We start from the raw sequence: 15,754 nt of genomic DNA on the forward strand, positions 1-15,754 counted from the left end.
TTTTTGTTCTTTTCATTCTTTCAGAACCTGTAACTCAGACTCACATTGATACGGGTCAGCCCGAAGCGGTTGGCGTCGTCCGTCCCGCTGAGGTAGTTGATATCCCCGCGGATGTCGTACGACTGCGAATTTGCCGAATGGAAACCGCCGCGTAAGCCGAATTCAGCCCCCAGGCGTTTGGTTAGCGGGAGGTAATAGCCTACCGAAACACCTGCGTCGAAGTAAGTGCCTGTGTGGTTGGAAGCCGGAGCGGCTTCCATTCCTGTTCCCGTTCCTGTTTCCGCCTCCCCGCGTTGCACATTAAAGTTGCCCGCCTGTCCGTACACGCCGAAGTAGAAACCTTTGTAATGCCCGTCCCCTTTCAGCCAGAAACGGGGCTCCAGGCTATAGCCGCTCACACCCCAGTGCCCTCCGCTACCGAAACTGAAGTTGGAGTAAACGGCCGAGAGCTCCGCCGAGAAGCGTTTCAGGAAGAACGCTTCCGCCGCAAGGTTCGGCATAAAGGTGGTATGTTCGAACTCCGGGGTGAGGCCCGCCCAGGAGGCGAGGTTCGTTTTAATGCCGAGAACGGGGACGAACTTCCGACGTTCTTCACGGATGCGCTCGCGCTCCGCCTCTTCGGCTTTGCGGCGGGCTTCCATGCGTTCCTGTTCTTCACGGATAACCGCCTGGCGGCGCTGTTCTTCCGCCCGCTCCCTCTCGATGGCTTCGGCTTCGGCGCGTTCCTGTTTTACCTTGAGCCGGCGGAGGTCCGCCAGGCGTTGTTCGTCCACTTCCGCCTTTTTCTGTTCCTGAATCAATATGGCGCGGAACTCGGTATCGCTCAGTTTGCGGTTGTAGCGCCGTTCGATAATCCGCCTGAGGTCGTACACCACTTTGATTTCCACGCGGCGGAGTAGCGGGAAAACTTCCGTAAGCATCTCCCGATACGGGGCGCCGCTGTCCAGTTGCATCAGTTTGTACTGGCGGCTGTCGGGTTCGTCCGCACTATGGATAATTTGCAGCGCCTTTTCTTTCCACGGGTAGGCGGAGGCCGCCACAAGGCTGCCCAGCGTAGCCCAGTCTTCGGGCACGGAGCTTACCTCCACCGGGTAGCGGGACGAAAAACCGTACTCCCTGTCCAGATACTGTTTCATTCCGTTGACGCGGTTCGCGGAGAGCCGCTCGTTGGCGGCATAGGTCCCGTCAATGGAGCAGTATCCCGTAAGTTGCACGTCGTGCACATAGATAAGCGTGTCGGAAAAGGCACGCCGCACAAAGCCCTCCAGCCGGACCAGTTCCCTGGCGTTCGTGCCGAAACCGCGTAAGACCTCATATTTCCCCAGCGGATAGGACAGGTAGCAGTTCAGGCTGTCTTCGCCGGAGAGGATTACCCGGCGGTAGGTGGAGTCGCCCAAAAGGATATCCGTCACTGTCTCCTGCGAAAAGACAGGCAAAGCCGGAAAGAGAAAGAGTAAAAACAAAAGTCTGTTCATAATTTATCGTTTTATTTTCGTTCAAAAAGCAGGGAACAGGGAGGATACTTTCCACTGGAGAAATAATCAAATCAGTCGAATGCGGCCGGCAATCGAAGCTCAGCCTTAGCTAATCCGCCGACAGGCGGAAGTGGACGAACAACGCCTGGCGGACCTCCCTTAATATTCTTGGACGCAACGCACCGAGAACCCGAAGCCACGGGAGTAAGTGTACGTGTCCAGCGAAGAACTACCGAAGTACACGATGCCCGGATCGAAACCTAATGGCGGAATCGACGACGACCAGTAGTAGCCGCCGCCCCCCTGGTCGTCGGCACTGCCATGACTGACGAATCGATAGCCCGCAGCAGGCAAAAATATTGAGGCAGACGAGGTTAATTTACCTTTGAAATCGAAACCCTTATCAAATCCGCTAAGAGTGCCGACAGCATTAGCGTATACGTATTGAGCAGGTACGCGCCAACCCGGAGGGCAAGGATCGTAAATGGTTTTACTACCACGATTACTGTCATATGAAGTGCTACCTATAGTTACAGTATTACTCGTAGAAGGAGTACCCCAATTATTATCATTACGAACGGTACACCAATTATAGCTACAATAGAACCTGGTAGGCGAAGCTATGGACGTTGCCATAGAGGATGCAGGAGTGGTAGACTGGTCTGCAGAGAAGTTGACGTTGGTAGCCGCAGCCCAAGAACCGGGACTAAAAGCAGCCGTGCTCGGGAATGGATCCTTACGCCCCCACTGGTACAGAAAGCCCATGGAAAGATAAGTATGGGGAGAAGCTGACGGCGTCTCCAACGCCCCGAGGTTGCGGTCCATTATTTGAATACCGGATACGCTAAAGTTCTTGTCGGCGGACGTAATATCTTTCAACAAAATGGCTGAAGGAGTATCGTTAATACGCCAAATATGCCAGGACCAGATAATATTCCTGGAGGCATCCCGGGCAGCGATGACTGCGTTGCCCTCTGTAGAGCCGGACTTAAACAAGATGCGGTCTTTCAGAAAATACAGATTCTTATTTACGATAGCACCTGGGGCAGGAGCTGTTCCTGTATTCACCGTTTCCCAAAGCACATCCGCGCTTGCGGGGTTCAGTTTGGTAGGGATGATGTCGGCAGAAAAGGCGGCACCGTTTGCAGGAGTGGTGGCGCCGTTGCCCATCACCGTACTGTTGAACATATACCATGTGTTGGCACCAGCTACGTAGCAGTTGGCCGTCTCGCCACTGGCATTGAGGTCTGTTATAGCGGTACCTGTCGAAAGGGGATTGCCTACGCGCAAATCATAGGTATCCGTACCATTGATAACCGCTTTGATATTGTAAGCGTAACCGCCGGTGAAGTTAAAGTCCGGAGCACTGCCGTCGCCCAACAACAGATTGTAGGTAGTGCCACCATCTGTTATCTCAACATATATGGCGTTGGCCGGAGCCATCCCCAGAGCACGGGTATACGGATGAATCAACAGGTCGTTACGGCCTGATAAATTTTCCGGCACGTAATAGGTATTGCCCGAAGTTAATGGAGCAATGGTTTTATCGTATGTCATCCCTGAAGGGCGGACAGCCTTATCCCCCGGCTGGGACTGGGTCAGGAAACTATAGCCCGAAGGAATGTTTATTAGCTTCAGCGTTGCCCCTGCAGTTTCACATTTGAATGTGAGTTTAGCCAATACGCTTCTTAGTTGGAACACATCGAAAGCATCGCCCACGCCGATATCCTGCATGGCGGACATGGGAAGGCCGGTAGATGGCAGGCTGTAACCTTTCATACCTACCGGTCCCTCGAACTGGGCAAGCGTCGTAATCCCTACCTGAGGGACGGAAGTCTGGTCAATGTTGGCTATCACATATACACGGTTCTTCTTGCCAGAAGCCATTTTGAAACTGCAAGTGATAGGCTCACCGCTACCCAACTGGCTCTTAATATCATCGCTCACCCAAGCGACTGTGGTTGTAGGGGCTGTCCCGTCGAACTGGACGATGTAAGCGTTGTGGATTGCAGATTCCGTTGAGGTCATCGGGTCGGACCCTGTTTGCACGCGGGTCGTGGCACCGCCATCGTACGTCAAGCTGACAGCTTCCCCCTTTTCCGGCTTGCCGTTGGCTGCCGAACGGGTGGCGGGGCTGGCAATAGACTGCATGGGCAGTACGTTCACTTGGATGTCCTGTGTCACTTCTATGGTTTCGCCGCCTGTTTCACCGGGGCGTTTAAACTCCTCCTGTTCGCTGCAGGACGCGAGGAAAAGTGAACCTAATAACAGATATTTAAAGGTATTCATAACTTATTCTGTTTTTATTTTATTCGTTTTTAGTTCTTTTTTGTCAATCTTTTTTCATCTCCGGTCAGTCGTTGCTCCCCGGATCGCTACTGCCCAGGTGCGGGTTGTAGTAAATATTGTTCCACCAACCGCTTACCCCGACAGGAATGGGGCCGGTAGGCACGCCGCCGAGATTTACGTCTCCCCACGTCAAATTCTTCCATTCACCCAGCAACTGCGTGTAGATAGGTCCTTTGTTGGGTACGCCGCCGATGTTCACATCCTGGCTGCTGCTCTGCCATTTGGAGACCGTTACCCAAAGGCCGGCGGTCGTATTACCCAGCTTGTCTTTGGTCAGCCGTACGGTGAAGGTGTATTCCTTGCCTGCATCGAAAGGCATGGCCGGAACGTTGGAAGCGGGGAACTGGGTCGTAACGCTCGTAACGCCGTTGAACTGCGCCTTCATGCTCAGGCTGAATGTGCCGCTCGTTTTAGGCAAGAGTACCGTGCTGCCCGACGCATTGCGGGGGTTCTTCGTATCGGTTGTAAAGAGGCTTGAAGGCAGGGTCACGGTAGCCATGCCACTGCCGGCAGGCATAGTAATACCTGTTGCTGTAGCACCGGACGGCATATTCGTCAGCTTGGCTTCCGTAATCTTCGTATCGGTAATCGTGGGAGCCACGTCTTCGGCCAGGTCGATGGCGAAATTCACCTTCGCACATTTACGCGCAAGCTCATCCAAGGCAACGGTACGTTTTACACTGCTGCCTTCGGCGGCAGTCCATTTGTTAATCTTCCGGTTTGTGGTCAGCGAAACGGCAAAGTCCGTTTGCTGAGGGACAGACACCACAGGGTCACTGCCGGTGGCGTCCACCGGCAAGGCTGGAGTAATCGCGTAGAAGTCATACGCACCCTCTATCAGGCGCAATTCTTTACCGTCTGTAGCAGACAGCGTACCGTCGGCCCGCACCGTGTATTCTTTCCCTGCTACATGGTTGGCGCTGCTTTGTGCGCCCGTCCTGTAGACTTCCATACGCACTGTTGTGCCTGCGTCCAGGGCGGCACGGGTAGCCGTGCCGTTTGTCACCTCGCCGCTGATGCCTGCAAGCGTAAAGCCGACGGCGGTGCCTTCCTCCGGAGCATCCCTGTCCTCTTCCGCGGAGCACGAGGAGAAACCCATGCAGGCGTAGAGCAGGAGGAGGGAGGAGGAAAACAACCGCTTTGCCCCTACAGGGGACAGCGGATGTCTGTTTTTTACTGTATTCATCATGTTTCCTCTCTTTTATAGTTATAAATCGACTGTAGGAATAGAAGCCCCTGTCTGCCAGGCGGAGATGCTGGCGGTAGGTACTACTTCTGTAGACTTGAAGTTCAAGGTGACGGTATAAGCTGTGCCGGCGGCAAATGTCCCGGTATTGCCGGGCAAGGTAACCGTTACGTCGCGCGTACCCCCCTTTTCGGTGATTACTTCCAGCGTCAACGAAGGTGTTGTTGTCGGCTTAAACATGGCGTAGCCGAGGGTAACGGGGCTGGTATCCGACGAACCGTTCAGGTCGACAGTGGCCATGTCTGTGTCATTTTCCGGATTTTTCAGCAAAAGGTGCGCAGTAGAACCCCATGCGGTGGGAGTTTGCCCCGGAAGCGTAACGGTGCATGTGGTAGGCTGGCCCTTCACCTTGACGGAAGTCACTTTGCCCCACATGGCAGCTGTGCCGTCTACCGAGGCGAAGGCTTTCACCGTTACCTGGGTCAACAGATGGTTGAAGGTGAAGGTATGGCCATCCTTGCCAAACTGTTCCGTTTCCGCTTTGTTACCCGTTACTTCAGGCGTAAGCATCACATCGACAGTACCTTTACTGATGTCGAAAGCGACCGTCCCGTTAGTATATGTATCAGTGTTGGGATACCAGCCAATCAGCTTCGTGCCATTGTCCGTCTCACCGTTCTGGTAAAACTGCTTCTTCGTAAAAGAGATATTCTGCTGTCCGGCGCCGCCTGCCCGGGTCGCCGCCAAAGGAGTGGCTATGCCGGTGTAAGCGGGCCAAGAAGTAGCCCCTGTCTGGTCGATACGGGCAAAAGATACATCCAACTGTTTGGCATAATCTTCGTTAATCACACCGCGGGTAGCCCCGGAAGCCTCCAGGCTGCCAATACCCGCGCTTAACCTGATTTCTAAGGCTTCCTTCTCCTGCAAAGCAGCATCCTGCGTACAAGATGCCAAAAGCAAGAGGCAAGGGAAAAAGAATTTGAACTGTTTCATTGTATATTATTTTAACGTGAAAAATCATCAATCGAACTGCCAACTGTCACCTGTCACCTGTCAATTGTCACCTGTCACCTGTCAATTGTCAACTGCTTAAAGCTCCTCCGGTTTGTCCCCGTCGCTTCCGCCCCCACCCGCATCCGGGTTAGGCCGGTTGCTGCTTCCGCCGTCGGTTTTTCCGCCTTTGCCTTTTCCGAGGCGCAGGGATACGGATACGCGGTATTCGTCTATCATGGCGTTCCACCACGTGAAGAGTTCCAGGTATTTGCTGTCGCCGTTCACCAGGGCAAGGGCATTGAGGGCTTCCACCAGTGCATCATAGGCCGCGTAGAATGCCGGGCGGGTCTCTTCTGATTTCTGCGGGGTGTTGCGCAGGCCGGATTCCACGCGGCGTGCATCGGAGAGGGCGGCGCATCGGGCGTTCGCTATTTTGAGTTCGCCGATCCACGCGATCAGGCCGAGGGTTTCGAAATCCGCTTTCATCGTATCCGCCCCGGCAGCCTGTATGAAGTTTTCCGTCATGCCGGTCTGGTCGTTGAAGCTCAGTTGGGTGGTATTTTTGTATTTGTCGGCAAAGGGAACCAGGCGCCGTGCTGCCGTTTGCTTGCCGGCGTCGAAATGGTTGGCAAACGTGCGTATCTGGTCGAGGATGGCAGATTGGAGGGAGTCGCGTTTTTTATCGGCGGCGGCCATTTCGACGGTCAGTGCGCTCTTGGTGAGTTTTACGAGACTGTCGTCGTAAGCTTGCAGGGCCCTTTTGTAATTTTCAAAAGGGGCGGTTACGCCCAATACGGCTGCGCCCGCTATCTGGATTTGCAGTTCGATGGCGCGTCCTGCCGCCAGCCATTCGTTGTTTCGTAATCTGGATTTGGGAATTGTTTGAATTTTAGCCATGTGAATAAAGTTTTAAAAGATATTTAATAACCGGGAATTGTTCCGCATGCCAGCGAAAGCAGTACATAGCGCTATTTTATGCTTTCGCAGGCATGCGGAACAGGGCGCAACTGCCCGGGCCCCTACATGCAGCCGTATGCGAATACGGCCTGCTGTAACAGCAAAATCTTCAGCAATACCTTTACCGGGGATTTGAGTCTTTGTCTTTGTCATTGTCATTTCTGTTATCCTCCATTTTGTCCCCTTCTTTGTAAGAAAGGGACAACGGATAATGGCAATGCAATCTTGGCTGAAATACAAGACTTTAGAAATCAACTTTTAGATAAAATCAGTTTTGTCGAAAGTTATTTATTAAATAATAGGCGTTAGAGTCTGTTTACATTTTATTGGATTTGTTTGTTTTTGTCGGAATAACTTGTACATTTGCAACCGTATAAGCTCTGATTAACAAAGTATATACGGGGCTTGGTTTATGAAATGTCCCTTTCTTACAAAGAAGGGGACATTTTTTATTTATATCCCATATTTTTTTCTTTTTGCCCCGCAAAAAACAGTCCAGCATCCGTTCATTTGCCCCATCGAGCAGGTGCGAAGGCATCCCTTTCATATAAATACGCGTCACACGTTCCGAGCTATGCCCCAGTCCCTGGCTGATGACCGCCGTATTGACCCCGCACGATTCCAAAAGCGATGCCCAGGTATGGCGTGCCGAATAGGTGGTGACCAGATTGCTGATACCGAGCATGCCGCCCAGCTTCCCCAGATGCCTGTTGATACGCCGCAGGGCGGATTTGCAACAGACACCGTCCCCGCTGCCGCGAAACTTTTCGCGCAGGAAAGGAAACAGGTAGGGGCTACCGGTCTCTTCGTAACGCTCCATCAACTGCTTCATCTCGGGGGTAATTTTAACCTGCAGGGCCACCCCTGTTTTGCTGCGGCTGTAGCCGATATAGTCGCCATGCACGTTCTCCTTCCGGAGGTTGAACACGTCCACAAAGCACATGCCGCGTGCATAAAAGAGGAATAAAAAGCTGTCCCGCGCACGGGACAGCTTGTTTTTCATGCCGGACGGCAGACCGGCAGACAATCCGGCTTCCACGATTTTCCGCATATCCTCCACCGAAAGCGTACGCTTGGCGGTAGGGGGCACCGGGATGGATACTCCGCAGAAAGGGGAAGTTCCGGGAGGAGGTATTATCCCCTCTTTCACCGCCTTGTTATACACCGCACGCAGGTTGCGAAAATAGCAGTTTGCACTGCCCGCTTTCAGGCTATGCCGGGTTTTCAGGTAGGCGGCATACCCTTCCACCCAGCTTGGCCCTACCTCCGAAAGCGGAAAACCTCCGGCATCCGTACCCAAATATTTTTGTACAGAGCGTAAAGCACTCTCATAATTGGAAGCCGTATGTGCATGACCGGCTGCACGTACCCTTGCCGCCAGCCGGTTCAACCACTCCTCCAACAGGACCGCTTGTCCTTTCCCTTTCTCCTTTTTTTGTCTTCCCATTCGTATCATACCTGTTAAAATCGTTATGAAAAGGGATAAAGATAGACGCTTTTCATTAGAAAGAACCGCACAAATACCAGGTTAATTCACTCTTTTCTTAATTGTCCCATTGCCTGAAATCAATCCAGACCACCTTCGACATTTGAATATCCGCCTTAACCGAATCATGCCCATAACGGATACCACAGTTATAATGCACACGGCTCTTTTGCAGATTCATAGCATCGGTGACAGTCACAGAAACCACTCCCGGTTGTGCGTCGGCCTCAAGAGAATAGATACACTGTTGTTGATGCAATTTCATGCTGTTGTTGATGTGGTCCAGGTAGTTCTGCCGCAGTGTCCTGCCTCCCCATGTCACATAATTGGGGGTCATTGCCTGCTGAGCGTCGATCCAGCGCTTTCCCTCGCTTGTTTCGTAAACAAAAGCTTCCGCCCTGTCGTAAAATTCACCCGGAATGAATTGCCAAAGTTTGCTATACAGCCCGCTGCCGGATTGTCCTTTGCAGGAATAGTCCATGGACAGGGTTTTGTAGGATATATCAGTGGATGATTCTTTGCCGAACGATACTTTAAAAGCCTCCCAAGGCTCGTCTGCCAATTGGGCAGGCGACACCTCCACAGATACTTTCCAGAAAGAATTCTCCGTATAGCCGGCCCCATGATTCACCGTTTGCGGCTGATAGCTGATTTCACGGAAGATGCCTCCGTCTGAATGAATGGTCACTTCACAGGATGCTTCCCGCATCAGATTCCAGATATATGCATAAACATTGACACCCTTAGGAGTCGTATAGTCTTTGATATTGGCCGTAAAACCGTTGCCGCCAGTGTTTGTCACACTCAATATACAATTATTGTTTTTACTGTATATCTGAAAGTCATAGGCATCTATCGACCAAACATTGTCTATCATCACATCCGGCGCAGCGCCCTCCCTCATCTTATAGGGAACCGCCTGCATGGAGTAGTCCATATTCCCCCGGGCATAACCATAGACGCGATTATAAATTTCTATCCGCTTCAAAGCCTCCTTATCCGCCATCTGCGCATTGTATCCGGGATCCGGCCCGATGCCTTCGGGCAGCGTACCGACAGGACAGGCCTGCAACTTCCGGCCGAAAGAAGCGACTCCCTTACCTATCATATTTTCTTTGGCATACGGGTCGGCCAAAGGAAAAATACGATAGTGCTGCACATCGTCATAATTGATGCCGTAATAACCCGGTTCCATATATACCCCTATCAAAGAAAGCATTTCATTTTTTTGCATCAAGGCTTCCCCGGCCGCAATGACATAAAAATCCCGCTTATAGAATTTCAACATACGAAATAAAGATACCGGATATTTACCCGAAACAACATCGTTGATGTCCAATATAACCGTAACATAGATATCCGGATTCTTGATATCGGCATTGAATTCCGCCGCAGGATCTGCCATCTTATCGTAATCAACGATAGTCTTCTCCCCTATCTCCCAGGAAACAGGTATGTTGTTAAACAAGCGTGAAGCAATATCTTCCACTTCCGCATCACCAGTTCCCATACGAATCAAGACGACGTCTTTCTTCGGCCCGTTACATTCATCCGTCCCCGGGATACCGGTTATATCATCCTGCACACATGCCCCTAAAAAAAGGCAGGAAAGCAGAAGTAATCCATATACTATTTTTGTTTTCATCCCAATCTCTTTTTAATGGTTCGTTTTACCAATTATTATAGTCAATCCATACCGTAGTGGTTTTATGTACATCTACCGTTGTATCGTAGGCTGTGCCGCTGCTACTGGGCAGAGGATGCAATACCGCTTTTACCCAGCTTGTGAACCAGGCCCCTCCACGCTGCAACGTCATTCCATCGGTAATTTCAACTGCTACCACACCAGCCGACGCACCAGTCGTACGGGCGGTGATGGCACACTCCTGTTGATAGTTGAGCAAGTTCTGGTTAAACTGCAAATCATTGTCATAATCGCAAAAAACATTGTCCGTGCCCGGAGTGCCCGCCACATGGTCATAGAGTATCTCGTACCATGCAGGCGAAATCATGGCAGCACCATCAATCATGCCATTCTCCTTCATCGCCTTACTCCCCCGGAAAAGGGTTTCGGGATACCATTTCCAGCAAAAATCCATTTCGGGATCGGTGATCGTACGTGCCACTTCACGGGTCATTTCCGCCAGTTGGTACGTTATGGATTTCCCCCAACGGTAATCCCCCTTCAATACAGGACTTGCTCCCAAATCAAAACCTACGCTTTTGTTGTACGAATGACCGATGGTACTTTCTGTTTCCGGCAGGCCAGGCGCGAAATCAACCAGTTTCAGGTTCAGTACCGAATGTTGGTCGTCACGGATATTAATCTTCGTATAAGCATTATTGCGCAGTCCCCAGATTAAAGCCCAGACTTCATACATAGGCGGATTGTTCAGGGACACCAACGAATTGTCGAGCCTGTTGGAAAATCCGTTGCCTCCCGAACTATAGACGGCAATCATATTATCTCCATTGGTTGGAGCATAGATACGCAGGTTATAAGCATCAATGGTCCATTCCCTGTCAACCATCCCATCATACTTTTTGTCATCCCGCGGGACGTAATTCCGTATTTCTGCCGTATAAGGCAACAGCGATTCATACCCCGTCATGTGATACTTGTAATCGCTGGTATAAACATAAAAGCGGTTGCTGATATATATTTTCTTCATAGCATGCAAAGCCCGTGCGGTTACTTCCGGCGCCGACGGGTCATCCGTAGGTCCGGGAGAAGAAACCATACTGCGTGTATCAGGATTAAGCCCGGTCGTACCGCAAAGTTTCTTCAAAGCATCCGGGTCATTTACATCATAATAAGCATACCGCTGCTCACGCGGGAAGCTGGCTTTATAATATCCCTTATCTACATAAAGTCCGAAAAGCTTCAGCATCTGCGCCTTCAGGTCTTCGCTTTTACCGTCATTGGCAATCACAATTACCCCTTGCCGGTCATGACGAATATCCTGTATCATTTCAGGAGTATAAGCACCCGCAATAAAATCAGCTGCATTGCCAACGACAGTCAGGTCATTCAGAGTGTCTCCAGCCATTGTAACCAGTGTAGCCGACTTATCAGCTCCGGGCAAATCGTTAAAAGACAACATCTTGTCATAATGGTTCACAGTTTGCAGCTCATCTGCGATCTTCTTCGTTTCTGTACTCTTTCCATTGAGCCAAATCAGGTAGCTACCCGGTTGGGTAGTTACATCCATGGCATCATTGCCCTTACCGGCCGCAACCGGTGAATCTTCAATATTGATTGGATCATCCACCTGACAGGAATAAAATGCAATCAAAATAAGCATAAAAATAAATAAAGTTTTCACATTCGTAAATGTTTAAAAGTGGAACAATATGCCACATTTACCAACTGAAATGTGACGATTCTAACGACTTCGTCTATATAGGGAACGTATAGGAACAGAAATAAGTTCAGCTCTGCATAGCCCGAGGTTAATATACAGTCTGTCAATCAGAAACAGTTTATTGGCGAAACTCCTGTAAACACTATGATTTTGAAGATTATTAGAAGATTCTAATTAGTATTATTTAATTGTTCCGGCTGTCTGGAGAATCAAGGATTAGTAATTATCCGATATAAAACAATTGATATATCAACGCAAACCGTTTAAGATAATACAGGTATAAATTATATAATATTCTCCGGTTCATAGTTATGGTTTTGGAAAATCATAGTTATGATTTTCCAAAACCATAACTATGAACCGGGAAAAACATACCTACAAATAAAGAAAGGAACCTATAAAAACAGAGCCCAACGGGGGAATTGTACAATCCGCAATTTTTTAATAACTTGCACTCCATTTAGAAATAACATAAACAGAACAATTAATATGATACAAATAACTGATAATCCGTTATTAAACACCTATAATACACCTTTTGGCACTCCCCCTTTCGATAAGATACGTATCGAACATTATGAACCGGCTTTCGATGAAGCCATCCGCCAATTGGATGAAGAAGTACAGAAAATTGCCTGCAACCAAGAAACTGCGACATTCGACAACACTGTTGTTGCCCTGGAACGCAGTGGAAAACTGTTGGAGCGGGTCAGTTCGGTATTCTTCAACGTATTAAGTGCCGAAGCCGATGATGAAATGATGGATATATCCCAACGCATATCCCCCAAACTATCGGAGTCTTCAAATAACATTTACCTAAACGAACAATTGTTTACCCGTATAAAAAATATATACGAGCAAAAAGACCAGCTACAACTATCCATTGAAGATGCGCGTTTGCTGGAAGAAACATTTGAAGCATTCTCCATCCGAGGTGCTAATCTAAACCCGGAAGACAAAGAGAAATACAGAAAATTAAGCACGGAGCTCAGCCTCCTGCAACTTACATTCGACCAGAATGCCTTAAAGGACAAGAACCGTTACGAATTGCTTATCACGGATGAAAAAGAACTGGAAGGACTACCCGAAAGTATCCGGGAAGCAGCAGCTCTCCGCGCCAAAGAAAAAGAAAAAAGCGGATGGATGTTTAACCTTTCCGCTCCAAGCTATATCCCCTTTATGCGTTATTCCGCCGTGCGTAGCCTACGTGAAGCCATGTACAGGGAGTTTATGAGTATCGGCAATAAAGGAGATGAATACGACAACAAGGAGATTATCCGTAAAATAGTGAATATCCGGCTGGAAATAGCCCGTTTGATGGGATGCAAAGACTATGCCGAATACAAACTGAAACATACAATGGCAAAAACACCCGGACGCGTATATAAACTGCTAAACGATTTGCTGGCAGCTTACAAGCCGGTTGCCATAAACGAATATAATGCGGTACAAGGTTTTGCCATGGGAACGGAACAGGAAAACATTACAGTTATGCCGTGGGACTGGAGTTATTATTCAGAGAAACTGAAAGACATCCGTTTTAAAGTAAACGATGAAATGACCCGCCCCTATTTCGAATTAAGCCATGTGAAGAAAGGGGTGTTCGACCTTGCCACCCGCCTGTATGGCATTACATTCAAAGAAAATAAAACCATCCCGGTTTACCATCCGGAAGTAAACGCTTATGAGGTTTACGACTCCGACGGGAAATTCCTTTCCATCCTTTATACAGACTTCCACCCACGCGACGGAAAACAATCGGGTGCCTGGATGAACAGCGTAAAAGAACAGTATAAGGAAGAGAACGGAGATGACAGCCGCCCGCAGATTATTATCGTGATGAATTTTACCCGTCCGACCGACACCAAACCGTCATTACTTACTTTTGATGAAGTGAACACGCTGCTCCACGAGTTCGGGCACGCCTTGCACGGCATGCTGGCTGCCGGCACGTATGCCAGCCTTTCCGGTACGAATGTATATCGCGACTTTGTAGAACTCCCTTCCCAACTGATGGAAAACTGGCTGACCGAAAAGGAGTTTCTCGACCTGATAGCCGTCCACTACCAGACTGGAGAAAAAATCCCCGGAGAATTGGTACAAAGCCTGATAGATGCCTCCAACTTCAATGCCGGATATGCTTGTTGCCGCCAGTTGAGTTTCGGCTTTCTGGATATGGCATGGCATACGCAGACCACTCCATTTGAAGGCGACGTAATCGCTTTTGAAAAAGAGGCATGGAAACACACCGTTATCCTGCCCGAAATACCCGGAACATTGATGAGCAGCAGTTTCGGGCATATTTTCTCAGGGGGATATTCTGCCGGATACTATGGTTATAAATGGGCGGAAGTACTGGATGCCGATGCCTTCTCCGTATTCAAAGCCGCAGGCATATTTAACAAAGACGTAGCCCGATCTTTCCGCGATAACGTTCTTACCAAAGGCGGAACGGAAGACCCGGACATTCTCTATAAACGCTTCCGCAGCCAGGAACCGACCATAGACGCTTTGCTGAAGCGGAACGGGATAAAACAATAAAAAACCTAATAAAAAATACACTCTACAATGAAAAGAAAAAACATTTTACTAACGGCATTAACCTGTTTCTCCCTTATGCTATCAGCACAAAAACCGGTTGTATTTGTCGCCCCGTTCGAATATGCGGGCAAGGATGTACGACAACTGTTACCCTCTTTTAGAGCTGCGGTTCTTGACGGAGTTACCTGGTCCAAACGTGTGGATATTATCGATTCGTCGACAGACTCTACCCAGACATCCATACTGAATGCTGCCAAACAGGCAAACGCGAACTTTATATTCAAATGTAAAATGGACAACCACAACGCTTCGGACGCTGTAAACCTGATTAAGGCCATAGAGAACATCGCGACCAACAAAACACAAAGTATGACAGACCACTTGTCGTATAACGTAGAATTGATTCGCGTGTCGGATGGCGTATCAATAGATGTCAGCAAACTCAGCACCGAAGGTTACAGCTATTCCGACAAGGCATTAAACAACTCCACGGAATATGCCCTTGGAGCTGTCCAAAGACAGATACGCCGCTATTTTGAAAAGTTATTCCCAGTCAATGCAAAAATTGCCGAAATAGCCGAAATGAAAAAAGACAAACTGAAAAAAGTATATATTACTGTAGGAAGCAATGCCCCTATACGTAAAGACTTATACTTTAATGTATATATTGAGAAAAAGGTGGCCGGAGAAACAATCAGGGATCTTATCGGTAAAGTCCGCATAGATGAAATCAAAGGCGAAAACATATCATTATGTACTGTAAAAAAAGGAGCGAAAGAAATAAAGGATGCATTAGAGCAAGAATCTGATTTGGCCTTGGTTTCCACTGTTGATTAGTCCAGGAACAAGAATCTCCGCAATAATAAGGCATTCGTTAAAAAGGAATGCGGATACAGTATATAATTCCCTCAATTATATTACCTTTGTGCTGTTTATAAAGGAATAAAATCAGAAAACGATGTGCGACAAAAAAGATAAGCAACTCGAATTAGATAAACGTTATCTGAGAATGGCAGCCGTATGGGCTGAAAATTCATATTGTAAAAGGCGCCAGGTAGGAGCATTGATCGTAAAAGACCAAATGATTATATCCGATGGATACAACGGTACGCCATCCGGTTTTGAAAATATATGCGAAGACGAAAATAATGTGACCAAGCCCTATGTTTTACACGCTGAAGCAAACGCGATAACCAAAGTGGCGGCTTCGTCCAACAGCAGCAACGGAGCGACTATATATGTTACTTCGGCTCCCTGCATAGAATGTGCCAAACTGATTATCCAATCCGGAATCAAGCGCGTGGTATATTCGGAAAAATACAGGGTGGAAGATGGTTGCCAACTTTTAATGCGTGCAGGTGTTATTATAGATTATATTGATTTAAACGATAAATAAACGTTT

Annotated in this window: 11 protein-coding genes; 3 read left to right on the forward strand and 8 right to left on the reverse strand. The window is 48.8% G+C overall.

The genetic code is table 11. The annotated features are described in order from the left end of the window. Window positions 1–20: 20 nt before the first annotated feature. From ACGE0T_RS14770 to ACGE0T_RS14805, 8 genes are all read right to left on the reverse strand, one after another. Window positions 21–1,475 carry a DUF3575 domain-containing protein gene (locus ACGE0T_RS14770; protein ID WP_459187385.1) on the reverse strand — a complete coding sequence of 485 codons (1,455 nt, stop codon included), beginning with the start codon at window positions 1,473–1,475 and terminating at the stop codon, window positions 21–23. A gap of 159 nt (window positions 1,476–1,634) precedes the next feature. Further along, a complete protein-coding gene (locus tag ACGE0T_RS14775) occupies window positions 1,635–3,764 on the reverse strand; it encodes a fimbrial protein (RefSeq protein ID WP_459187386.1) in 2,130 nt (709 codons plus the stop codon). Window positions 3,765–3,828: 64 nt separating this feature from the next. After that, a complete protein-coding gene (locus ACGE0T_RS14780; RefSeq protein ID WP_459187387.1) occupies window positions 3,829–5,013 on the reverse strand; it encodes a BF2992 family fimbrillin-A clan protein in 1,185 nt (394 codons plus the stop codon). An 18-nt stretch (window positions 5,014–5,031) separates the two neighbouring features. After that, window positions 5,032–6,003 carry a fimbrillin family protein gene (locus ACGE0T_RS14785; RefSeq protein WP_459187388.1) on the reverse strand — a complete coding sequence of 324 codons (972 nt, stop codon included), beginning with the start codon at window positions 6,001–6,003 and terminating at the stop codon, window positions 5,032–5,034. A 96-nt stretch (window positions 6,004–6,099) separates the two neighbouring features. Then, window positions 6,100–6,900, reverse strand: coding sequence for a DUF6261 family protein (locus ACGE0T_RS14790; protein WP_459187389.1), 801 nt, complete (start codon window positions 6,898–6,900; stop codon window positions 6,100–6,102). A 376-nt stretch (window positions 6,901–7,276) separates the two neighbouring features. Next, window positions 7,277–8,407 (reverse strand): tyrosine-type recombinase/integrase, encoded by a 1,131-nt coding sequence (locus ACGE0T_RS14795; RefSeq protein WP_459187390.1) that lies wholly within the window; start codon window positions 8,405–8,407, stop codon window positions 7,277–7,279. A 97-nt stretch (window positions 8,408–8,504) separates the two neighbouring features. Next, a complete protein-coding gene (locus ACGE0T_RS14800) occupies window positions 8,505–10,091 on the reverse strand; it encodes a hypothetical protein (RefSeq protein ID WP_459187391.1) in 1,587 nt (528 codons plus the stop codon). Window positions 10,092–10,116: 25 nt separating this feature from the next. After that, the gene (locus ACGE0T_RS14805) at window positions 10,117–11,772 is read right to left on the reverse strand and encodes an ATP-binding protein (protein WP_459187392.1); all 1,656 of its coding nucleotides are present in this window, start codon (window positions 11,770–11,772) and stop codon (window positions 10,117–10,119) included. Between the two features lie 528 nt (window positions 11,773–12,300). Here ACGE0T_RS14805 and ACGE0T_RS14810 point away from each other — a divergent pair. From ACGE0T_RS14810 to ACGE0T_RS14820, 3 genes are all read left to right on the forward strand, one after another. Next, a complete protein-coding gene (locus tag ACGE0T_RS14810) occupies window positions 12,301–14,352 on the forward strand; it encodes a M3 family metallopeptidase (RefSeq protein WP_459187393.1) in 2,052 nt (683 codons plus the stop codon). A gap of 27 nt (window positions 14,353–14,379) precedes the next feature. Then, entirely contained in the window at window positions 14,380–15,189 is an 810-nt protein-coding gene (locus ACGE0T_RS14815) for a hypothetical protein (protein WP_459187394.1), read from the forward strand. Window positions 15,190–15,310: 121 nt separating this feature from the next. Next, window positions 15,311–15,748: a dCMP deaminase family protein gene (locus ACGE0T_RS14820; protein ID WP_459187395.1), complete on the forward strand. Its 438-nt coding sequence runs from the start codon at window positions 15,311–15,313 to the stop codon at window positions 15,746–15,748. The last annotated feature ends 6 nt before the right edge of the window (window positions 15,749–15,754 follow it).

The sequence above is a fragment of the Parabacteroides sp. APC149_11_2_Y6 genome (genome assembly GCF_054506995.1).

Excerpts from the sequence above, each read along its gene's own strand:
- ACGE0T_RS14800 (WP_459187391.1), bottom strand. The coding sequence starts at position 10,091 with ATGAAAACAAAAATAGTATATGGATTACTTCTGCTTTCCTGCCTTTTT.
- ACGE0T_RS14785 (WP_459187388.1), bottom strand. The coding sequence starts at position 6,003 with ATGAAACAGTTCAAATTCTTTTTCCCTTGCCTCTTGCTTTTGGCATCT.
- ACGE0T_RS14790 (WP_459187389.1), bottom strand. The coding sequence starts at position 6,900 with ATGGCTAAAATTCAAACAATTCCCAAATCCAGATTACGAAACAACGAA.
- ACGE0T_RS14815 (WP_459187394.1), top strand. The coding sequence starts at position 14,380 with ATGAAAAGAAAAAACATTTTACTAACGGCATTAACCTGTTTCTCCCTT.
- ACGE0T_RS14775 (WP_459187386.1), bottom strand. The coding sequence starts at position 3,764 with ATGAATACCTTTAAATATCTGTTATTAGGTTCACTTTTCCTCGCGTCC.
- ACGE0T_RS14780 (WP_459187387.1), bottom strand. The coding sequence starts at position 5,013 with ATGATGAATACAGTAAAAAACAGACATCCGCTGTCCCCTGTAGGGGCA.
- ACGE0T_RS14770 (WP_459187385.1), bottom strand. The coding sequence starts at position 1,475 with ATGAACAGACTTTTGTTTTTACTCTTTCTCTTTCCGGCTTTGCCTGTC.
- ACGE0T_RS14810 (WP_459187393.1), top strand. The coding sequence starts at position 12,301 with ATGATACAAATAACTGATAATCCGTTATTAAACACCTATAATACACCT.
- ACGE0T_RS14795 (WP_459187390.1), bottom strand. The coding sequence starts at position 8,407 with ATGGGAAGACAAAAAAAGGAGAAAGGGAAAGGACAAGCGGTCCTGTTG.
- ACGE0T_RS14820 (WP_459187395.1), top strand. The coding sequence starts at position 15,311 with ATGTGCGACAAAAAAGATAAGCAACTCGAATTAGATAAACGTTATCTG.